Below are 19,424 nucleotides of genomic sequence, written 5' to 3'. Positions count from 1 at the left end.
AAATGGCTGAAAGAAATTTAAGAAAAACCAGAGTCGGTCTCGTTACATCCGACAAGATGGATAAGACGATCACAGTTTCCGTCGTAGAGCACGTTAAGCACCCTCTTTACGGAAAGATCATGAAGAGAACATACAAGCTTAAGGCTCACGATGAGAACAACGAAGCTCACCTGGGCGATAAGGTTGAAGTTATGGAGACACGCCCTCTTTCCAAGGATAAGCGTTGGAGACTGGTCAGTGTCGTTGAGAAGGCTAAGTAAGGCGATTAAAGGAGGATATATCAGATGATTCAGGTTGAATCCAGACTCAGATCTGCCGACAACACCGGAGCAAAAGAGCTTCTCTGCATCAAAGTATTGGGCGGCTCTTGGAGAAAGTATGCCAACATCGGCGACGTTATCGTTTGCTCCGTAAAGAGCGCTGCTCCCGGCGGCATGGTCAAGAAGGGCGACGTAGTTAAAGCTGTCGTTGTACGTTCCAAGCAGGGCGTAAGACGTAACGATGGTTCTTATATCAAGTTCGACGAGAATGCGGCTGTCATCATTAAGGAAGACAAGAATCCCCGCGGAACTCGTATCTTTGGACCCATAGCAAGAGAGTTAAGAGATAAGGACTACATGAAGATCTTATCTCTCGCTCCGGAAGTTCTTTAAGGAGGAATAGACATGGCTAAGAGTATTCATGTAAAGAAAGACGACCAGGTCATTGTCATTTCCGGCAAGGACAAGGGCGCAAAGGGCAAGGTCATTTTGGTTGATCAGAAGAAGGGCAGAGTTTACGTAGAAGGCGTAAACATGGTCAAGAAGCATCAGAAGGCCAGAAGCCAGAACGCTCCTTCGGGAATCGTAGAGCGTGAAGGTTCCATCGATGCATCCAATGTTATGCTCATCGACCCCAAGACAGGCGAGCCCACAAGAGTAGGCTACCGTATTAACGAGGACGGTTCCAAGTCCAGGATCGCTAAGAGATCCGGCGAGGTCATCGATACGGTTTCTAAGGCTAAGAAGGGGGAATAATCAATGACCAGATTAAAGGATAAGTACATTTCCGAAGTTGCACCCGCACTTCAGGAGAAGTTTAAGTACAGCTCACCTATGCAGATCCCGAAGGTCGACAAGATCGTCCTCAACATGGGTGTAGGTGAAGTTAAGGATAACCCGAAGGCTCTTGAGAGCGCTATGCGCGACATGGGCATCATTGCAGGCCAGAAGCCTGTAGCTACGGTATCCTCAAAGTCCATCGCAGCATTCAAGCTCAGAGAGGGCATGAAGATCGGATGCAAGGTTACTTTGAGAGGAGACAATATGTATTACTTCCTCGATAAGCTCGTAAGCCTCGCTCTTCCCCGTGTACGTGACTTCCGCGGAATCAATCCCAATTCCTTCGACGGACACGGCAACTATGCGATGGGTATCAAGGAGCAGCTCATGTTCCCTGAGATCGACTACGATAAGATTGATAAGATTCGCGGTATGGACATCATCATTGTTACTACTGCCGGAACAGACGAAGAGGCATTCGAGCTCCTGAAGCTCATGGGCATGCCTTTCCGCAAGTAATTTGGAGGAGAATAACACATGGCAAAGAAGTCAATGATTCTTAAGTCTCAGAAGACACCCAAGTTTTCCACGCAGCAGCACAACCGCTGCAAGCTTTGCGGAAGACCTCATGCTTACATTCGCAAGTACGGCATCTGCCGTCTCTGCTTCCGCGATTTGGCATACAAGGGAGAGATTCCGGGCGTAAGAAAGGCAAGCTGGTAACAGTTTTCTTTCTTAAGAATTAGAACTGTCCATAATAAACAGGAGGAAGAATTATGCAGATTACAGATGCAATCGCAGATATGCTCACAAGAATCCGCAATGCAGGTACTGCTGGACACGCCACGGTTGACGTTCCCCAGTCCAACATGAAGAAGGCTATTGCGCAGATCCTCGTTGATGAAGGATATATTGAGAAGTTCGAACTGCTCGAGGGCAATACTCAGGGCGTTATCAGGATCACACTCAAGTATTCCGGAAGAAAGCCTGTCATCACAGGTATCAAGAGAATCTCCAAGCCCGGTCTTCGTACCTATGCGGACAAAGAGAATCTGCCTCGCGTACTTAACGGCTTAGGCGTTGCTATCATCTCAACATCCAAGGGTGTTATGACTGACAAGCAGGCCAGAAAGCTTGGTGTAGGCGGCGAAGTTCTCGCTTACGTTTGGTAATTTATAGAAGCCTTTTAAGACTTCCGTAAAATATACATCTCTGAAAAGCCGGAGGCCGCGGCGACATACCGGGCCTTCAGGTTAAATCTTAAGAGCAGGAGGAAAATTTATATGTCAAGAATCGGCAGAATGCCCATAGTCGTTCCCGCCGGCGTCGATGTAAAGATCGATGGTCAGCACGTAACGGTTAAGGGCGGCAAAGCAGAGCTCTCACTTGATGTTCATCCGGACATCACAGTAAAGCTGGAGGATGGACAGATTACAGTTACACGTCCTTCCGATGATAAGAATCATCGTTCACTCCACGGTCTTACCAGAGCGCTCATCCAGAATATGGTAACCGGCGTACACGAGGGTTTCACAAAGACACTCGAGATCAACGGTGTAGGTTACAGAGCCAGCAAGGCTGGAAACAAGGTTACATTCAACCTCGGTTATTCTCATCCTATCGAGATGGTTGAACCCGAAGGCATCACAATCGATGTCAAAGATAATCAGGTCATCGTTCAGGGCGCTGACAAGCAGCTCGTAGGCGAGACCGCAGCAAAGATCCGTTCTCTTAGAGTTCCTGATGTTTATAAGGGCAAGGGTATTAAGTATGCCGGCGAGCACCTTATCATCAAGGAAGGTAAGACCGGAGCTAAGAAGTAAGGCGCAAAGGGGGTATATTCAACATGATTGGTAGAATTGATAAGAACAAGATTCGTAAGAGAAAGCATGTTCGTGTAAGAAAGAAGATTTCCGGAACGACAGAGTGCCCTCGTCTTTGCGTATATAGAAGCAACAGCCACATTTACGCTCAGATCATCGATGATACAAACGGAACAACTCTTGTAAGTGCTTCCACACTCGACAAGGAGATCAAGGGTTCCATATCCGTAGGCAGCAACGTCGAGGCAGCTAAAGCAGTTGGCAAGCTCATCGGCGAGCGCGCAATTGCCAAGGATATCAAGGATGTAGTATTTGACCGTGGCGGATATCTCTATCACGGAAGAGTACAGGCTTTGGCAGAGGCGGCAAGAGAAGCCGGTCTCTCATTCTAATCGGGAGGAGCAAATTAGATGGCTTTAGAGTCTAAGAACATTTCAAGAGAAGAGAAGAAGGATAAGGAGTTCGAAGAGCGCGTTATCCACATCGGTCGTGTTTCCAAGACTGTTAAGGGCGGTAAGAACATGAGATTTGCTGCTCTCGTAGTTATCGGTGACAGAAAGGGTCGTGTAGGTAAGGGCATCGGTAAGTCCACCGAAGTTCCGGACGCTATCAGAAAGGGTATCGAAGAAGCTAAGAAGAACATCGTTGATGTTTCCATCGTTAACGGCACGATCCCTCACGAGACAATCGGTGAATTCGCTGCAGCTCACATCGTTATGAAGCCTGCTGCAAACGGTACCGGTGTTATCGCCGGCGGTCCCGTACGTTCAGTATGCGAGCTTGCTGGTATCACGGACATCCGTACAAAGTCTATCGGATCCAACAATCCTAACAATATGGTCAACGCTACTATCGAGGGTCTCAAGTCCTTGAAGTCTGCTGAGGAAGTTGCAAGACTTCGCGGCAAGTCTGTTGACGAGATCAAGTAAGGAGGCCGGAACTCAATATGGCTAACATCAAGATTAAGCTTGTCAAAAGCACAAATAAGGCAAGAGAGTCCGAGAAAGCTACTATCAGAGCTCTGGGCTTAAAGAAGATCGGTCAGACTGTTGAGAAGGCTGACAATGAGGCTACACGCGGCATGATCAAGAAGGCTGTTAACTATGTAGCCGTTGAAGAGAATTAATGGAGGTGCCACATGAAGCTCAATGAAATGACTTCCGCAGGCAACGTAAAAGCATATCGCAAGGGCAGAGGTCCCGGATCCGGAAACGGTAAGACAGCAGGCCGCGGCCACAAGGGCCAGAACGCACGTTCAGGCGGCGGCGTAAGACCCGGATTCGAAGGTGGTCAGATGCCCCTTTACAGACGTCTCCCTAAGAGAGGCTTCAACAACAAGAGATTTGCTCCTGCATATATCACAATCAACGTTAAAGATCTTGAGGTCTTTGATAACGGAACAACAGTAGATGCCAAGGCTATCGCCGAGAAGGGTATCATCTCTGTTCCTAAGAACAACGACGGCATCAAGATCCTCGGAAACGGCGAGCTCACAAAGAAGCTCAACGTAACAGCTGCCAAGTTCACAGCTGCAGCAAAGGAGAAGATCGAGAAGGCCGGAGGCACGGCTACGGAGGGTTAATAGGCATGAATGGTATTTTCGATACTGCAGTAAATGCTTTTCGTGTAGAGTCTATACGCAAAAGGCTGCTCTATACCTTCATGATCCTGGGGATCTTTATGCTCGGCGGCCTCGTTGCCGTACCGGGAATCGATGGTGAGAAGTTCACTACTCTGATCAGACAGTGGGGTCAGCTCGGAAGCATCATGGACCTCATCTCAGGTGGTGGTCTCATGCACGCTTCCATCCTGTCCCTGGGTGTATCGCCGTACATCAACGCATCGATCATCATCCAGCTCCTGACTGTTGTAATCCCCGCTTTGGAAGATATGTCCAAAGAGGGTGAGTCCGGCAGAAAGAAGATGGACAAGATCACACGTTATTCGGCGATCGGTCTGGCTTTCCTTCAGTCCTGCCTGTTCACTTATTCAACACGTTCGGCTCTTAACACGAGCCTTCCCAAGTGGCTCAATTTCGGCCTCGTTGTCATGGCATTCACTGCCGGTGCAGCTATCGTTGTCTTCTTAGGTGAGAAGATCAATGATAAGGGTATTGGTAACGGTGTATCATTGATAATCTTCGCAGGTATCGTTACCCGTCTTCCCGACATGGTCAAGACGCTTTATGCAAAGTGCGTAAACATCAGCGACTCCATCGAGAATGCCGCTCTTGGTATTACGGTCGGTATCCTTGTTTTCATCGCGGTAGCTATCGTATCTGTTGCGATAATCGTCTTCGTTCTCTATGTTCAGAACGCAGAGCGAAGGATCCCCGTACAGTACTCCAAGAAGGTTATCGGAAGACAGGCACGCGGCGGTAACAGAGACTATATCCCGCTCAAGGTTAACATGTCCGGTGTTATGCCTGTTATCTTCGCTATGTCGCTCCTGGCAGTTCCGTCCATCGTGATCAACCTGTTCATGAGCAATACAACGAACGAAGTTGCACTCTGGTTAAAGAACAGCTTTACTGGTAGCGTCTGGTATTACATTATCTACTTCGTCCTTATCATCGCGTTTACATTCTTCTATACGGCGATCAATTTCCATCCCGTTGAGATTGCAAACAACATCAATAAGAACGGCGGTATGATCAACGGTATCAGATCAGGTAAGCCTACTACAGACTTCATCAAGGCTACTGCATTCAGACTCAACTGGATGGAAGCATTCTTCCTCGTCCTCGTCTGCATCGTTCCGACCATCATCGGTATCCTTACAGGCTTTGAGAATGTCTGGTTTGCAGGTACGTCAGTACTGATCCTTACGGGTGTTGCAAATGACCTCATCGTTCAGGTTGAAGGTGAACTTGAGATCAGAAGCCCTAAGGGATTCCTTGAAGATCTTACGATCAAGAAGGGCAGAAGGTAATTTAATTACTGCATAATCCATGTAACCAAAGAGGTTGTCCGGAAAGGGCAACCTCTTTTTATGGTATGACGGGCATAAAGCATTCCCCTGTCAACGAATCTGTTTCTGGACTATAATTGGCTTATGAGTAACATGCTTGATTATCTGGCCTGGCGCGGAGATCTTTCTTTTGAGCGCGATCCTTTCAACAGCGTTGATGCGCTGCTCCTTTCCACGCTGTCCTATGTGGATCTTGCAGGTGTCGTACCCTCACCTGGAGAAGGCAAGATCACTTTAGGAGAAGCTTCCGAAAAGTTTTTCGGGCTGCATTCCGAAGAAGAACTGGCCGCAGACAAGTCATTCATCAGTTTCGCCCCGGCGCTGTTAAGGCATCTTGCGGATTCAGACAGATTCAGGAATGCATATCTCCTCAACTACATAAACGATACTGACATCTCAAGGGAGATACAGTTTGCGGCTGTCGAGATAGATACCGGTGACGGCATTCCTTTCATCTCATTCAGGGGAACGGACGACACGATAATAGGGTGGAAGGAAGACTTCAACCTGAGTTTCATGACTGTTCCCGCAGAGGAGGAAGCTGCCCGTTACCTGAAGCAGACAATGAGCGGAAGGACGGTAAATTTCCGTGCCGGCGGTCATTCAAAGGGCGGACATCTGGCGATATACGCTGTGGCGGCAGATCCTGGCATGGCTGAACGCGTGCTTGCTATATACAATTTCGACGGGCCTGGATTCAATGATGATGCACTCGAGTCTGAGCGGTTTAAGAATGTCAGACCAAAGGTCATGAAATACATTCCGGAGACATCAATAGTCGGAAGACTTCTTACCAATACCACTGAGCCGGTAGTCGTAAAGAGTTCCGAGTTCGGCATCATGCAGCACAGTCCGCTGACGTGGCAGCTCGAGGGAAAGGAATTCGAGACATGCAATGCCACCGATAAGATCAGCGATCTTTTTGATGAGACCATGACCACGTGGCTGGACGAGATGAGCTTTGAAGAGCGCAAGGTTTTCGTCGATGAACTCTTTTCCGTATTTGAAGCTTCGGGATGCGAGAACTTAAGTATGCTGACGAAGGTCGGCGTAAGGGGCACCAAGGCCATGATAGGGCAGATGAGGCAGATAAGGAACGACTCGGGAGCGAAGGTCAGGACGCTCGTAAAGATGTTCTTTGTCAATATAAACGAGTTACGGGGTGAAGCGGCGAAGGAGAAGATAGAAGAGAGCAGGATCCTTTCGATCGCATCGGGCAAGATAAAGAACGGGAAGCAGTGATCCGTACCGCTTCCCGTTTTAGTTTGCCTGGTATTATGTGGCAGTTGCCGGCGGAACTTCTGTCAGCACCGGGAATGACAGCGTTACCTTGAAAAGATCCCCGTCTATGGTTACTTTGAACTTTCCTCCCTGGAGCTCCGTAAGTGTCTGTGCTATCGAAAGCCCCAATCCGTTGCCTTCGGTATTACGGGATTTATCTCCTCTTACAAAGCGTTCGACAAGTTCGTCGGCGCTGATGTTGAGTTCCTGGCTCGATGTGTTCTTGAATGTCGTTACTGCCATGCCGTCTATGACTTCGAGAGAGAGATAGACTCTCGTGCCGGGCTGGGAATATTTGCAGATGTTGTTCATGAGGTTGTCGTAGATCCTCATCATGCGCCTGCCGTCAGCCATTATCATGACCTTATCTTCGGGTGTGGTGCTTATGAGCGTGAGACCCGCGTTTTCTATCTTGTCCTTGAACTCACCGTCGGTCTGTGAGATGAACGTGCAGTTGTCCAATGGAGCAGCGACGATCTCAAGGTTTCCTGTCTGGGCCTTTGAGGCTTCGACCAGGTCTTCGATAAGCCTCTTGAGCTTGTCTGACTGCCTGACGATAACTTCGGAATATTCTTTTATCTTAGGGTCGGAGGGGTCGGTCGTTCCGATGAGAGAAGCATAGTTGATTATCGATGTGAGCGGAGTCTTGATGTCGTGTGAGACATTGGTTATGAGTTCCGTCTTCATTCGTTCGGACTTGAGCCTGTCCTCAACTGCGATCGTTACGGAATCTGCAACGGCATTGAGATTTACGGCGTGCTTTTTGAAATCTCCCCAAAGCCCCTTGGTGCCGGTGCGGTAAGTGATATCGCCCTGTGCCATCTTATCTCCCGATATCTTGAGTTTCCTTAGCATGAACGCTATATAGAGAATGACGGGGCAAAGGATCATCTTCTCAAGGACCCAGCCGACGGCGATGACATCTGGCTCGACTCCTGAACCGGCGATGACGATCAGTTCTATGAATGAGATACCTGCGATGATCAGTATGGTCCTCCATACAAGGGGTATCGAAAAGATCGCTTTGAATATGAGTTTTATGAACTTACCGAAAAGGATGATGATCTTATATGTAAGAGAATCCTTTATCAGCACATGGAGTTTGACCCTGGCAGCAAAGCCGACGCAGAGGCCGAGTCCCATGTTGAGATAGATAACGCAGATGACGAGAGCCATTGCAGCTTCAAATACCCCTGAGATGTTACTCAGGATAAGGAATGCAATTGGAAGAGTCAGGATGAATGCCAGGACCATTAAGTCGAAGGGTACCTTGCCGATAGGTCCCAGCGCGGGTTCTTCCGAATCCGGTCTCATTCCCGAGACGCACATGAGCGAAATGAAGGCGGCAAGGCACAGGAAAAATGAAACGATCCCGATAGGGTAGACGGCATAACGGAGCGTATATGCCAGATGGACGATGTCCTTTTCGTATGCAGACATGCCGGCAAAGTCAGCAGGGTTTGCGTATACCTTGATCGTGGCGGAGGATACGTCGCCTGAACCATTGCTTAAGAAATTTAAATTTAATGTCCCGTCTTCGGCTTTGTACAGTGAGATATCATATGTAAACAGCTCGGCATCCTGATATTCACCTGTCTTTCCGACGGAGGAACTGACTTCATTAAAGTCATAGGATGCGCCAAGGACCTGGCCTTTCTCGTCCTCGATCTGAAGGCTCATCGAATCGAACCTGTTGTTCTTCGAGGTGAGGATCATCTCGGCATTTTGTATGGCAATATAATTCAGGTTATTCTCGCCCACCTGTTCGTAGTATTCCTGTTCCGTATGGTCATAAAAATCCTGTGATATTGCAAAAACACTTGCCAGTACAGACATTGTAAGTGAGAACAGCGAGATGTTGATGACGATGAACAATATCGTCTTACCGGCCACAGTTCTCCAAAAATGCTTCTTTTTCTTTTCCATTAATTTCTCCCCTTTTCGATCTTATAGCCCTGGCCGAAGATGACCTTTATGTATCTCGGCTCGTTGGGCGTGATCTCTATCTTTTCGCGCAGATGTCTTATGTGTACCGCAACGGTATTGTCACCGGCCGTGAGGGCATCCTCTCCCCACACCTTTTTGTATATCTCCTTGGGCGCGAAAACCTTGCCCGGGAATTCCATAAGGAGCTTTAAGATATCGAATTCCGTGGGCGTGAGGTTTACGTTTTTTCCGTCGACCGCGACGGACTTGGTGTTGTTGTCGAGTTCGATCCCTCCGACCGTAAGAAGCTCTTTGGCTTCCGATCCCGAACCGAGCTTGGTGTAACGCCTGAGCTGCGAGCCAACTCTCGCAGCCACTTCCAGAGGGTTGAACGGTTTGGTGATATAATCATCCGCCCCTATGTTGAGTCCAAGTATCTTGTCCTGATCCTCCGATTTGGCCGTTAAGAGGATTATGGGCATGTTGAAACTCTCCCTTATCTTTGCCATCGCTGTTATCCCGTCCATTTGCGGCATCATGATATCGAGCAGTATGAGATGGATCTCTTCTTTCTGTGCGGCCTCGATCGCTTCGATACCGTTGTGCGCCTCAAAAAGCCTGTAATCCGGATTCTGCAGGTATATCTTCAGCGCGTTTACGATATCTTTGTCGTCATCACAAATAAGAATGTTATACATAGTTCCCCCTCATGCTGTCCGAGATAATGTCATTTTACGGATAAACCCATTAATATCAAATGACCTGTGACATTAAGATTTGATTAAGAATGAGATTTTTTTGGTACAATATCCCGTGGAAAAAATAATTCGACATTAAGGAATCGCGAAATGCTCTACATTATCAGACACGGCAAGACAGATTGGAACATAAGACACAAGCTTCAGGGCAGGACGGATGTGCCGCTCAACGACATCGGAAGACAGATGGCCAGGGATGCCCATGACGAGTATCTGAATGTTCATTTCGATTACTGTTTCTGCTCTCCGCTCAAAAGGGCGCAGGAGACGGCAAAGATCCTTCTCGATGGCCGTGATGTTCCGATCATTACCGATGAGAGACTGGTGGAGATGGGCTTCGGCATCTACGAAGGCGTCGAGAATGTATTCAATAAGCCCGAGTGTCCCGTCAGGGAGCTGTTCTTCAATCCCGCAGAGTATGAAGCTGTCGGAGGCGCCGAGAGCTTAGAGGAACTCCTTGCAAGGACCGACCATTTCCTCAACGATGTCGCATTTCCCCTTGTCGAGGAGGATAAGGATGTGCTGATCGTCGGTCACGGCGCAATGAATTCCGCCATAGTATGCCTCGTTAAGCACAAGTCCGTTGACCAGCTCTGGGAAGAGGGCATCGAGAACTGCAAGCTTATTAAGCTGATGTAAGTTTCCAACTGTTAAAAAACTGCGGATCTTAAGAGAGTTTTTAATATAATTTGCCGTTTACTATTAAAGATCAGCCCGAAAACGGGATCTTTTTAATAATCGGAACATGATGCTTCGCCCAAAAAATATGTCACAAAAAGGAGCGACCACCCCGGGAAGGGTGGCCGCAAATATGGGGATAATAGGAATAGAAAAATGTCTTTGTTGATACTTGAAGTATAGTTTACTTAATCCCTAATTTCAATGTCCTTACTTTAATGTTGTTTAAACGTAATTTGAAGATAATATGAAAGTTTTTACGGTAATATTAACGAATCACTTTCATGGAGTAATGATACCCCCAACATTGTTTTTGTTCTATACAATTATTTGCATTTTTGTCCAATTGGTATTCACATCTTGCCATATTCTGTATTAAAACCCGCAAATGGGTTGTTTCAGCGTGTCTTCAGCCGTGGCGATATTGTTTTCAAACTTCAGTTTCAGACGCTGTTCCGTTATCTGATCTTCCGCCCGGAAAACCGTCCGGTCGGCCACCCTGGAATCCGTTCTGACCGCCGTCAGGCATACCGCTGAAGTCGCCGTCAGGCTTTTCACCGAAATTACCGTCGAAGTTACCGTCGAAGTCTCCGTTAAAGCCTCCGCCGGGCATACCTCCGCCGAAGCCGCCCTGGCCGAAACCGGTGCCTGAACCGTAGATGTTATCCGTGAGTTCGACAGTCTCGGAATAATCTCCGGCCGTTACCGTATAGCTGTTGCCCTTTACCAGATCGGGGCTGCTGATCAGGACCGTCTGATAAGTGCAGTCGGCAACAGCGCTGAGTATCACGTTGCCCGACTCATCCTTTACCGTGATGACCGTATCCTTGCTGCAGTTTCCTACGTTCAGAAGGATGGAACCCTGTGAAGCGCTCGAGAAGTTCATGGCCATGCCTGAAGCGCCTGCCACAATTACCGTTCCGCCCGTGATCGTTCCTTCTCCGGCATAGTCCAGAGAGCCGTTTGCTCCGTTTTCGGGACCCATGATCGTGAGCATTCCGCCGTTCATCTCGAAAGAACCGTTTGAGTCGATGCCGTCGCCGCCGGTCCTGATATAGATATTTCCGCCGTTTACCGTAACGGAGCTGACTCCGTCAGTGTGCATCATGTCACCGGATGATGAAGATGCGGCTACCGCATTTACCGCGTCGTCGGAGGATGTTATCGAGATGTCTCCTCCGTTTACGGTGATGTTCTGCGCTTCGATTCCTTCGTAGCATCTGCTGATGCTGACAGTGCCGTCATCTATCTGAATGATGTTTGCCGCCGTTATGCCGTCGTCATCTGATGAGATGCTGACCTCGCCGGATTCTATGTAGATGCATCCTTTTGAAAGGTCATCTTCGTCCTTTGCCTGTATGCCGTCCTTGCCGCAGGTGATCTCAACGGAAGCGTTCTGTATGGCGACTGTTTCCTCTGACTGGATCCCGTCCTTTTCGCTTTCGACCGTGATGTCACCGCCGGTGATGTTGACATCGTCCTTGCCGACTATGCCGTGTGCGGAAGATGATATCTCAAGGGAACCGGAGCCGTTTATCGTGATGTCCGTTTTCGAGAAGACCGCGCCGTCGACGCTGTTGTCATCCTTGGAATCAAAGGTGCCGGTGTTGGCGAGTTTGTTGACCGTGCCGTCTTCGAGCGTGATGTAGACGTTGTCCGCATTGAGGCAGTAGATGGGCGCGTAATCCGAAGATGTTATGTCGCAGTCCTTTAAGATGAGCCTTATGTCGTCGGAATCACCCGCGTCTATTACGATGTAGCCGTCGTCCAGTGTTCCGCTTATGACATATGTGCCTTCCTTCTTTATGGTTATGACGGAACCGTCTGTCTTTACCGATGAAGAGGATGAATCGGCCGAGGTGCCGTTAAGGGTTATGGTAACTGCATTACTCTCGTCGTAACCGATCTCAAGATCCTTTTCCGAGAAGAGTCCCGTGGTGGTCTTTGCCGTCTCGCCTGAAGATGTTATGGCCGCGGAGGCTGAGGCGGAAGAAGATGCTGTCTGTCCCGCGATCGAACAGGCGGTGAGAGCGGTGACTGCCACTGAGCAGATGACGGCTGCCGATATCAGTTTATGTTCTGTCTTTATGTGTTTCATGGCTGTGTTTCCTTTCGAAATGGTGATCAGAGCTGTTCCGTTTCAGATGACTGCGGATCGGACAACGAGATCTCGAGGTTGCCGTTTCTGGTCCTGAGCTTGTCGATGAACTCCTTCTCGGCCGCAGGGTCGCTTAAGACTATCTCGTAGCTGAGTTTGAACAGAGCGCCCATGTTGCTGGTCTTTACCTGTCTTAATCTGTATGACTTTGTGTATGCCTTGAGTATCTCGTCAAAGACGCCCGAATAGTCAAGGTTCTCGGGGATCGTGATCTTCAGGTTCTTCTTGAGGTTTTTCGTCTCGCCTATCGAGAGTGCGGAATATATCAGCATCGCAAGGCTGATCAGGACCGTAAACAGCGCCGCGTAACCGATGTAGCCCATGCCCAGGATGAGACCCATGCCCATTGCGGCGAAGATCGCGCCGATCTCGCGGGCGGTTCCGGGAGCCGACCTGAACCTTACGAGACTGAATGCTCCTGCGACTGCCACTCCGGCACCGATGTTGCCGTTGACCATCAGGATAACGACGCATACGACGGCGGGGAGGATGGCGAGCGTCATTACGAAGCTCTTTGTGTAATCGTTCTTATATGTGTGGATCAGTGCCATAAGCGCGCCGAGCACCAGTGACACGAGTACCAGTATTATGAATATCTGAGGCGTGATGCCGTCAGTCGGGATGACCGATCCGAATATGTTAAGCATAGAAGACACTCCTTTCAGGCATTTTTTCTGCCATGATGTGATCTGTGTAGTAGGTTCCGTATTTTGAGAAAGATATCTTTGAGATGTTGTGTCCGCTCAGGAATCTTGTAAGCCACAACGGTATCGAGCCCTGTATCTTCAGTTCCATGAGGGTTATGCCTGAGGGAAGAAGGGATGTTCCCCAGATGTCGCTGCCGAGGTCCAGGTCCGTGTCACGCGCCAGGATGTTCTCGTCGAACGTCAGTCTTAATCCCGGATCCGTCACTCCGCAGTATGCTTCACGCTCGTAGCTTAAGAATGTCTTTGCGCTGATATCTCCGTAGAACATAAGGAAGTAATCTATCTCGGAGGTTATCTGGGTCCGGAAGGGAATGGGAGTCTTACCGGAGATCCAGTCCTCAGCTGACATCTTCGGCATGGCGACGCGCCTTTTGTAAACGACGTCTTCGAACTTCTTCTTTATCTCGACGAAGACCATGTCTTCTCTTCCTGCTCTCTGATAAGACCTTACCCTGAGTTTTTCCTTGTATAACGGGTGATCCAGGGAATCCCTTATCAGCCTGAAACTGTCTGTATCGTAGTAGATGTTGCGGATGGTGGTCCTGCCGTACTGATCGGGCGCGAGCCTGCCTTCCATCACATCGAGCAGTTCGTTCTTCTGGGAAGAAGTGATGAAGTACTTTATCTCATATCTTTCGAAAACATCCTGATAAGACATTTTTTTAACCTCGTTTTAGTTTCTTGCCCTAATCTTATGGTGCATACTTAAAACAGGCTTAAAAGTTCCGGAGCATTTCGAAAAACTTTTGAAAGGATCCGGCAGCGCTTCCCTGAAGCGCTCTGAACTTGTAAAGTGCGGTTCAACGCGATAGCATTTAATCAGTTTTCTGGGAATGAAAGATAAAGGGGTATATATAATGAGAATCCTTTTGGCAGAAGATGAGAGATCTTTATCCAGGGCTTTAAAAGCCATCCTTACCAAGAGCAATTATTCCGTCGATTGTGTTTTCGACGGGGAAGAAGCCGTGCTCTATGCAATGGCCAGCGAATACGATCTGGTGATCATGGACATCATGATGCCGAAGCAGGACGGGATCTCCGCCCTGAAGGAGATCAGGTCAAAGGGCAATTCCGTTCCCGTGCTCATGCTTACGGCCAAGTCCGAGATAGACGACAAAGTCGAAGGCCTCGATTCGGGAGCTAACGATTATCTGACCAAGCCGTTCGACACCAAGGAACTCCTTGCAAGGATAAGGGTGCTTACGAGGCAGCCCGCCGTCGCGACCGACAATGTGCTGAAGTTCGGCAACCTCACTCTGGACAGGGGGAGCTTCGAACTCTCTTCTCCCAAAGGAAAGTACAGGCTCGCCGGCAAGGAATTCCAGATGATGGAGATGCTCATGATGAATCCGGGTATCCTTATCTCCACCGAAAAGTTCATGGATAAGATATGGGGACTTGATTCGGAGGCTGACATCAGCACCGCATGGACGTATATCTCTTACCTGAGAAAGAAACTGGCTGCGCTTGAGAGCAATGTCCAGATAAAGGCAACGCGCAATGCCGGATACTCCCTGGAGGAGATCACATGATCGGAAAGCTCCGCAGAAGATTCATAATAACCGCGATGCTGTCGGTAACGGCGGTACTTGTCGTCCTTATCGGCGCGATCAATCTGTTCAACTTCATGAACGTTATAAAAAATGCGGATGCGGTCCTCGACATACTTACCGCCAACAACGGAGGTTTCCCCGATGAGATGCCCCAGCCGCCCGGAGGAGATCCGTTCGGTTTCCCGGGTGACATGAGGCGCGGACAGATGTCTCCCGAGATGCAGTATGAGGCAAGATTTTTCACGGTCTATCTCGATGAGTGTGGCACTGTCATCATTATCGATACGGGAAGGATCGCCGCAGTCGATTCGAAGGCCGCAGCCAATATCGGCGTGACGATCTATTCGAGCGGGAAGGCAAGAGGCTTCATCGGCGATTACAGATACAGGGTTAGTGACATGGGAGAAGGCGTCTCCCGCATAGTCTTCTACGACTGCGGACGGAGTCTCGACAATGCGAGGGCATTCCTTTGGATAAGCCTGATAATATCCGCTGTCGGACTGCTCATCTTTTTCGTGCTCATAGCGGTATCTTCCAAGGCAGTGGTAAAGCCTGCGGCCGATGCATACGAGAGGCAGAAGCGCTTCATCACGGATGCCGGTCACGAACTGAAAACTCCTCTGGCCGTAATAAAGGCCGACTGCGATGTGCTCGAAATGGATGATGACGGCGACAACGAGTGGCTCGCCGATATCAGGAAACAGACCGAGCGCATGACTGAACTCACCAACAGGCTCATCTATCTGGCAAAGACACAGGAAGGTTCGAAGTCGGAGCTCAAGAAGATCGAGTTCCCGCTGTCGGACATGGTGTCGGAAGAAGTGGAATCTTTCAAAGGCCCTGCAATATCTTCCGGCAAGGAACTTGAGACAGACATCGCTCCCGGCATCTCATATAACGGCGACCCCAAGGCATTGGCGGGACTTGTTTCGATCCTCATGGAAAATGCCGTAAAGTATTCGCCCGAAGGCGGAAAGATAAAAGCGTCTCTGCAAAAGAACGGCTCGAAGATACTGCTGTCAGTTTATAACGACACGGCAGAGCCCGTTTCGCAGGATGACATGAAGCACATGTTCGACAGGTTCTACAGGACTGACAAGTCCAGAAACTCCGAGACCGGCGGATACGGTATCGGATTGTCTATCGCGAAGGGCGTAACCGAAGCCCACGGCGGAAATATCTACGCAACGGGCAGCGGCAAGGGCATTACGGTTACCGCGGAGCTCTGAGTTTTTTGGAGTTGCTTCGGGAATCCGGTTCAGCGAAGATTCAGTATTAAAACTACAGGGGCTGCCTCCCCGGCATAAAGCCTTTAAGAGACAGCCCCGTAATACTAATTCGGGAATTAGTATTGTCGGTGTTGTTTATCTCAGTGCAGGAATTCGAAACTCAGCAATGAGACATTGCCCATGCCTTTGAACGTAAGGTAGAGCGGATATACGCCGTCGGCGATATCGAATCTGGCGACGTGTTCTTCCCATGCGGTACAGAAGTCGACGCTAACCGTGGAGAGGACTTCTCCGTCAATGGAAGTCTTTATGTCGATGTCGCCCTTGCCGTATCCTCTTGTCGTAAGCCTTAAGCCTTTGACGCCTTTGAGGTCGAAATACTTGAAGCCGACAGTCGTGCCATCTGAGATCTGTCTGATGTGCGACGGTCCCTTGAGTCCGTCCCTTACATCCATCGTGACGTTTGCCGCATGCATCTCGCCGACATACATCTTGTTGTTGTTGTCGAAGATATTGCATGCAATGTGTGCGGGATATTCGCCGGTATCCTTCAACGGTCCGCCGTTAAGTCCGCATGACGTGATCTCAACCTGCTTTATCATGCCGTTCTCATCGAAAGCGATCTTCTCGGCGCAGCCCTGGCGCGAATACCAGTCGTTGTTTGTCTGCCTGTGATAGAAGATGTACCAGTCGCCTGCGATCTCCACGATGCTTCCGTGGTTGTTGGCGCCGAAAGCGGTGGGCTTGTCTGCGGGCTTATAAGTGTCGATGCCGATATCGCAGTTGCTGACGATGACTCCGCCGTATGTGAAGGGTCCCAGAGGATCGGAAGAGTAAGCGTAGCAGAGCTCATGCATTACCTGTGAGGAATAGATGAGGTAGAAGATCCCGTTTCTTTCTCTTATCGAAGGAGCCTCAAAGAATGCGTGACCTTCGAATTCTGTTCCGGCACTGTATTGTGTTGAAGGAATGACAAATTCGGGTGCGCGCTTTACTGTGAGCATGTCCTTGTCCAGTACGGTTACCATGCATCCGTGACGGGACTTGTCGCCCTGTCCGCAGAAACCGGTGTAGAGATATGTGACGTCGCCGATCGTGATTACGCCCGGATCGAACTGCTGTTCTTCGCCTTCCTTCTTTCCGAGGAGCGTGCCGTCTTCGTGATGGACGTTTCCGATGAATTCGAATCTGCCTGAAGGAGAGTCTGATACCGCTACCGAGATGACACAGTCGTCATCCAGGGCATAGAACAGGTAGTATCTTCCGTCGGGACCGACGGTTACGTCAGGTGCATAGAGGCATCCTCTCTCGTCGGCGTTGGCCGGATCGTCAGTCCTCTTGAAGATGACGCCCTCATATGTCCAGTTGCCGAGATCGTCGACGGGTGCGGACCATGTCACATAGTCCTCAAGACAGAATGCGTGTCCTGCGAAAACATCGTGTGAACCGTAGACATAGACTCTGTTGTTGAATACATAAGGTTCGCCGTCAGGTATGAACTCCCAGTTGGGAAGATAGGGGTTGAACGCCTGCTTCTTCGGAACTTCGTAGAGCTCGACCTTGAGACCCGTGTCGCCTTCTTTGCCGGAATCGGAAGAAGAACCGGTTGTGGCCTCTTCGATGTGCTTTGTCATGAATGTTATGAAGTCAGACTCGGGTGAATCTTCCTGTACGGCAGTCTTCGCGCCATCAGGAGTGAAGTGCATCTCGTTCTTGAAGGCGGGTGTATAAGGCTTCCAGAGAGGAAGTGCCGTACCGTCGACATCGTTGCCGTTCGGATCGCCGGTCTTGATGAAGTTCGTAAAATACAGGCTCATCTGTCTTGCGATATCGAAATGTCTTCCGACCATCGGTCTCCAGCACTTGTCGAGGTTGTCGAAGAAGAACCAGAGGTCTACCGAGTGGAACGTGCCGGGGTTGTCATATCCCGGAATATCAGGTTCAAAGCTGTAGTAGTAGCCGGGCTTGTCGTTGTGGGCGAAGGTTGCCTTTACCGCACACTCGATCGCGCGAAGGGATGCGTACATGTTGCCGTTGTTCATCTGAGCTTCGGGGAAGGAGAGGAACTCTTCGGTCTTGCTGCCGAATATCTCTTTTGCCTTTGCCTCGAAATCCTCTTTGGAATCTGCGAAGATGCAGCTCGGGAACTCATCGAAAGTATTGCCCGACATGAGCGGAACGTGAGCATGTTCTCCGGCCATGAAGAGTTTTAACGGTTCATCTTCCATAAAGACGTTGTCGATCATGGGGGTGAAGAAGAAGTTCTCGGTCTCCCTGAACTTCGCATATACTTCGCGGATATATGAAGCGTCGAGCTTTCTTGCTTCTTCGACTGTCTTTACGCCGAGTTTCTCGAAGAACTTTACGCCGTATGAGCAGGCGTCGTCTATTGTTCTGGGAGTCATGACGAAGTCCTTCATGTAGGGGAAGGAGATGATGCCGGAGAGTATGACAGCTCTCTGATAAAGACCGATGCTTGATTTTGCCGTCAGGTGGTTTAATACGCTTCCGCCGCCTGCGGACTGTCCTGCGATCGTGATGTTCTCAGGATCGCCGCCGAAAGCTGCGATGTTTCTCTTAACCCACTTAAGGCCGGCCTGCTGGTCCAAAAGACCGAAGTTTGCCGGTGCTTCGGGAGATTCTTTGAAGAGATCCGGATGTGAGAGGAATCCGATGGCACCGAGTCTGTAGTTTACCGTAACTACGATGATGCCTTTCTTGGCAAGGTTCTCACCGTTAAATTCCATCTCAGCGGTGTAGCCCCACTGGAATCCGCCTCCGAAGAACCATACGAGGACGGGGAGTTTTTCATCCGTGCTCTTTGCGGGTGTCCAGACGTTCAGGTAGAGGCAGTCCTCACTTATCTCGATGTCGGGGTCGACGTGCCACTCGCGGCAGTAGATGTCGGTTCCGACGCCGGGCTGATCCTGCACGGAGATAGGCGCGAACTTATATGCGTCGTAGATGCCATCCCAATCCTTTTTGGGCCGGGGAGCTCTCCAGCGGTTCTCGCCTACGGGCGGTTCAGCGAACGGGATTCCTTTGAAAACTGAGATACGGGTGTTGTTTCCGGGAAGGCCTCTTACCTGGCCGTTCTCGGTCTTTACGATCTTTAACATAGGGGACACCTCTTATTTGATTTTATATACAAGTAAAATGTTAAATAATCATAACTTTTAATTCAACAGGATGAATTGCAGATAATTCCTGACTAAATCCAGCACTTTGAAAGAGCCCGCCGTTTGCAAAGAACAACCGGTTTCCTGTAATATGATATGGTTATGTTTAAGAACAGTTGAGG

General features: G+C 49.5%; 22 protein-coding genes. 16 read left to right on the top strand and 6 right to left on the bottom strand.

Annotated elements, in window-relative coordinates; genetic code table 11:
* The first annotated feature begins 2 nt into the window (after positions 1 to 2).
* The 13 genes from rpsQ to BO18_RS22010 all read left to right on the top strand — a co-directional run bounded on the left by rpsQ (position 3) and on the right by BO18_RS22010 (position 7,075).
* Positions 3 to 260, top strand: a complete 258-nt coding sequence (gene rpsQ, locus BO18_RS22070) for a 30S ribosomal protein S17 (protein ID WP_034449709.1) — start codon at positions 3 to 5, stop codon at positions 258 to 260.
* Between the two features lie 24 nt (positions 261 to 284).
* Positions 285 to 653 (top strand): 50S ribosomal protein L14, encoded by a 369-nt coding sequence (gene rplN, locus BO18_RS22065; protein ID WP_028507491.1) that lies wholly within the window; start codon positions 285 to 287, stop codon positions 651 to 653.
* 12 nt (positions 654 to 665) lie between these two features.
* Positions 666 to 1,016, top strand: coding sequence for a 50S ribosomal protein L24 (gene rplX, locus BO18_RS22060; RefSeq protein ID WP_081778874.1), 351 nt, complete (start codon positions 666 to 668; stop codon positions 1,014 to 1,016).
* A 3-nt stretch (positions 1,017 to 1,019) separates the two neighbouring features.
* Complete coding sequence (gene rplE / locus BO18_RS22055; RefSeq protein WP_034449707.1) at positions 1,020 to 1,559, top strand: 50S ribosomal protein L5; 540 nt, start codon at positions 1,020 to 1,022, stop codon at positions 1,557 to 1,559.
* 18 nt (positions 1,560 to 1,577) lie between these two features.
* Positions 1,578 to 1,763 carry a type Z 30S ribosomal protein S14 gene (locus BO18_RS22050; RefSeq protein WP_034449706.1) on the top strand — a complete coding sequence of 62 codons (186 nt, stop codon included), beginning with the start codon at positions 1,578 to 1,580 and terminating at the stop codon, positions 1,761 to 1,763.
* A gap of 53 nt (positions 1,764 to 1,816) precedes the next feature.
* On the top strand, positions 1,817 to 2,212 hold the full coding sequence (gene rpsH / locus BO18_RS22045) for a 30S ribosomal protein S8 (RefSeq protein ID WP_034449704.1): 396 nt from the start codon (positions 1,817 to 1,819) through the stop codon (positions 2,210 to 2,212).
* A gap of 111 nt (positions 2,213 to 2,323) precedes the next feature.
* Positions 2,324 to 2,863 (top strand): 50S ribosomal protein L6, encoded by a 540-nt coding sequence (gene rplF, locus BO18_RS22040; protein ID WP_034449703.1) that lies wholly within the window; start codon positions 2,324 to 2,326, stop codon positions 2,861 to 2,863.
* Positions 2,864 to 2,886: 23 nt separating this feature from the next.
* Positions 2,887 to 3,255: a 50S ribosomal protein L18 gene (gene rplR / locus BO18_RS22035; protein ID WP_034449701.1), complete on the top strand. Its 369-nt coding sequence runs from the start codon at positions 2,887 to 2,889 to the stop codon at positions 3,253 to 3,255.
* Positions 3,256 to 3,273: 18 nt separating this feature from the next.
* Entirely contained in the window at positions 3,274 to 3,792 is a 519-nt protein-coding gene (rpsE, locus tag BO18_RS22030; RefSeq protein WP_034449700.1) for a 30S ribosomal protein S5, read from the top strand.
* A 17-nt stretch (positions 3,793 to 3,809) separates the two neighbouring features.
* Positions 3,810 to 3,989 carry a 50S ribosomal protein L30 gene (gene rpmD, locus BO18_RS22025; RefSeq protein WP_034449699.1) on the top strand — a complete coding sequence of 60 codons (180 nt, stop codon included), beginning with the start codon at positions 3,810 to 3,812 and terminating at the stop codon, positions 3,987 to 3,989.
* A gap of 12 nt (positions 3,990 to 4,001) precedes the next feature.
* Positions 4,002 to 4,445, top strand: a complete 444-nt coding sequence (gene rplO, locus BO18_RS22020; protein ID WP_034449697.1) for a 50S ribosomal protein L15 — start codon at positions 4,002 to 4,004, stop codon at positions 4,443 to 4,445.
* 5 nt (positions 4,446 to 4,450) lie between these two features.
* Positions 4,451 to 5,794 (top strand): preprotein translocase subunit SecY, encoded by a 1,344-nt coding sequence (secY, locus tag BO18_RS22015; protein WP_034449696.1) that lies wholly within the window; start codon positions 4,451 to 4,453, stop codon positions 5,792 to 5,794.
* 123 nt (positions 5,795 to 5,917) lie between these two features.
* The gene (locus BO18_RS22010; protein ID WP_081861195.1) at positions 5,918 to 7,075 is read left to right on the top strand and encodes an Mbeg1-like protein; all 1,158 of its coding nucleotides are present in this window, start codon (positions 5,918 to 5,920) and stop codon (positions 7,073 to 7,075) included.
* A gap of 33 nt (positions 7,076 to 7,108) precedes the next feature.
* Here the strand turns inward: BO18_RS22010 and BO18_RS33340 are convergent, their stop codons facing one another.
* The gene (locus BO18_RS33340) at positions 7,109 to 9,040 is read right to left on the bottom strand and encodes a sensor histidine kinase (protein ID WP_051689053.1); all 1,932 of its coding nucleotides are present in this window, start codon (positions 9,038 to 9,040) and stop codon (positions 7,109 to 7,111) included.
* Entirely contained in the window at positions 9,040 to 9,738 is a 699-nt protein-coding gene (locus tag BO18_RS22000) for a response regulator transcription factor (protein WP_034449694.1), read from the bottom strand. The genes BO18_RS33340 and BO18_RS22000 overlap by 1 nt, the downstream gene beginning before the upstream one ends.
* Before the next feature lie 150 nt (positions 9,739 to 9,888).
* Between BO18_RS22000 and BO18_RS21995 the strand changes: the two genes are divergently transcribed.
* Positions 9,889 to 10,437 (top strand): histidine phosphatase family protein, encoded by a 549-nt coding sequence (locus tag BO18_RS21995; protein WP_034449693.1) that lies wholly within the window; start codon positions 9,889 to 9,891, stop codon positions 10,435 to 10,437.
* A gap of 469 nt (positions 10,438 to 10,906) precedes the next feature.
* On the opposite strand, the gene BO18_RS21990 is transcribed toward BO18_RS21995, so the two are convergent.
* Genes BO18_RS21990 through BO18_RS21980 form a run of 3 tightly spaced genes read right to left on the bottom strand, consistent with a single transcriptional unit; the run spans position 10,907 to position 13,999 of the window.
* Positions 10,907 to 12,574, bottom strand: coding sequence for a carbohydrate-binding domain-containing protein (locus tag BO18_RS21990; protein WP_051689052.1), 1,668 nt, complete (start codon positions 12,572 to 12,574; stop codon positions 10,907 to 10,909).
* Positions 12,575 to 12,600: 26 nt separating this feature from the next.
* Positions 12,601 to 13,281: a DUF4956 domain-containing protein gene (locus tag BO18_RS21985; RefSeq protein WP_034449691.1), complete on the bottom strand. Its 681-nt coding sequence runs from the start codon at positions 13,279 to 13,281 to the stop codon at positions 12,601 to 12,603.
* Positions 13,274 to 13,999 (bottom strand): polyphosphate polymerase domain-containing protein, encoded by a 726-nt coding sequence (locus BO18_RS21980; RefSeq protein WP_034449689.1) that lies wholly within the window; start codon positions 13,997 to 13,999, stop codon positions 13,274 to 13,276. Before BO18_RS21980 ends, BO18_RS21985 begins: the two co-directional genes overlap by 8 nt.
* A gap of 199 nt (positions 14,000 to 14,198) precedes the next feature.
* On the opposite strand from BO18_RS21980, the gene BO18_RS21975 reads away from it, so the two are divergent.
* Together BO18_RS21975 and BO18_RS21970 are read left to right on the top strand one after the other, a co-directional pair.
* Entirely contained in the window at positions 14,199 to 14,873 is a 675-nt protein-coding gene (locus BO18_RS21975) for a response regulator transcription factor (RefSeq protein ID WP_034449687.1), read from the top strand.
* Positions 14,870 to 16,123 (top strand): sensor histidine kinase, encoded by a 1,254-nt coding sequence (locus tag BO18_RS21970; protein WP_034449686.1) that lies wholly within the window; start codon positions 14,870 to 14,872, stop codon positions 16,121 to 16,123. Before BO18_RS21975 ends, BO18_RS21970 begins: the two co-directional genes overlap by 4 nt.
* Before the next feature lie 140 nt (positions 16,124 to 16,263).
* Here the strand turns inward: BO18_RS21970 and BO18_RS36325 are convergent, their stop codons facing one another.
* The gene (locus BO18_RS36325; protein WP_330379614.1) at positions 16,264 to 19,242 is read right to left on the bottom strand and encodes a carboxylesterase family protein; all 2,979 of its coding nucleotides are present in this window, start codon (positions 19,240 to 19,242) and stop codon (positions 16,264 to 16,266) included.
* Positions 19,243 to 19,424: the final 182 nt, after the last annotated feature.

It is taken from the genome of Butyrivibrio sp. AE2032 (genome assembly GCF_000702965.1).
Note: the sequence above shows the minus strand (reverse complement) of the source record. Positions and strands in the feature narration are given on the sequence as shown.

What these genes read in the sequence shown, in the direction of transcription:
- rpsH (WP_034449704.1), top strand. Translation starts at nt 1,817, where the DNA reads ATGCAGATTACAGATGCAATCGCAGATATGCTCACAAGAATCCGCAAT.
- BO18_RS21990 (WP_051689052.1), bottom strand. Translation starts at nt 12,574, where the DNA reads ATGAAACACATAAAGACAGAACATAAACTGATATCGGCAGCCGTCATC.
- rpsE (WP_034449700.1), top strand. Translation starts at nt 3,274, where the DNA reads ATGGCTTTAGAGTCTAAGAACATTTCAAGAGAAGAGAAGAAGGATAAG.
- BO18_RS36325 (WP_330379614.1), bottom strand. Translation starts at nt 19,242, where the DNA reads ATGTTAAAGATCGTAAAGACCGAGAACGGCCAGGTAAGAGGCCTTCCC.
- BO18_RS21975 (WP_034449687.1), top strand. Translation starts at nt 14,199, where the DNA reads ATGAGAATCCTTTTGGCAGAAGATGAGAGATCTTTATCCAGGGCTTTA.
- BO18_RS22010 (WP_081861195.1), top strand. Translation starts at nt 5,918, where the DNA reads ATGAGTAACATGCTTGATTATCTGGCCTGGCGCGGAGATCTTTCTTTT.
- rpmD (WP_034449699.1), top strand. Translation starts at nt 3,810, where the DNA reads ATGGCTAACATCAAGATTAAGCTTGTCAAAAGCACAAATAAGGCAAGA.
- rplR (WP_034449701.1), top strand. Translation starts at nt 2,887, where the DNA reads ATGATTGGTAGAATTGATAAGAACAAGATTCGTAAGAGAAAGCATGTT.
- rplN (WP_028507491.1), top strand. Translation starts at nt 285, where the DNA reads ATGATTCAGGTTGAATCCAGACTCAGATCTGCCGACAACACCGGAGCA.
- rplF (WP_034449703.1), top strand. Translation starts at nt 2,324, where the DNA reads ATGTCAAGAATCGGCAGAATGCCCATAGTCGTTCCCGCCGGCGTCGAT.
- rplO (WP_034449697.1), top strand. Translation starts at nt 4,002, where the DNA reads ATGAAGCTCAATGAAATGACTTCCGCAGGCAACGTAAAAGCATATCGC.
- BO18_RS21980 (WP_034449689.1), bottom strand. Translation starts at nt 13,999, where the DNA reads ATGTCTTATCAGGATGTTTTCGAAAGATATGAGATAAAGTACTTCATC.
- BO18_RS21985 (WP_034449691.1), bottom strand. Translation starts at nt 13,281, where the DNA reads ATGCTTAACATATTCGGATCGGTCATCCCGACTGACGGCATCACGCCT.
- BO18_RS22000 (WP_034449694.1), bottom strand. Translation starts at nt 9,738, where the DNA reads ATGTATAACATTCTTATTTGTGATGACGACAAAGATATCGTAAACGCG.
- secY (WP_034449696.1), top strand. Translation starts at nt 4,451, where the DNA reads ATGAATGGTATTTTCGATACTGCAGTAAATGCTTTTCGTGTAGAGTCT.
- rplX (WP_081778874.1), top strand. Translation starts at nt 666, where the DNA reads ATGGCTAAGAGTATTCATGTAAAGAAAGACGACCAGGTCATTGTCATT.
- rplE (WP_034449707.1), top strand. Translation starts at nt 1,020, where the DNA reads ATGACCAGATTAAAGGATAAGTACATTTCCGAAGTTGCACCCGCACTT.
- BO18_RS21970 (WP_034449686.1), top strand. Translation starts at nt 14,870, where the DNA reads ATGATCGGAAAGCTCCGCAGAAGATTCATAATAACCGCGATGCTGTCG.
- BO18_RS33340 (WP_051689053.1), bottom strand. Translation starts at nt 9,040, where the DNA reads ATGGAAAAGAAAAAGAAGCATTTTTGGAGAACTGTGGCCGGTAAGACG.
- rpsQ (WP_034449709.1), top strand. Translation starts at nt 3, where the DNA reads ATGGCTGAAAGAAATTTAAGAAAAACCAGAGTCGGTCTCGTTACATCC.
- BO18_RS22050 (WP_034449706.1), top strand. Translation starts at nt 1,578, where the DNA reads ATGGCAAAGAAGTCAATGATTCTTAAGTCTCAGAAGACACCCAAGTTT.
- BO18_RS21995 (WP_034449693.1), top strand. Translation starts at nt 9,889, where the DNA reads ATGCTCTACATTATCAGACACGGCAAGACAGATTGGAACATAAGACAC.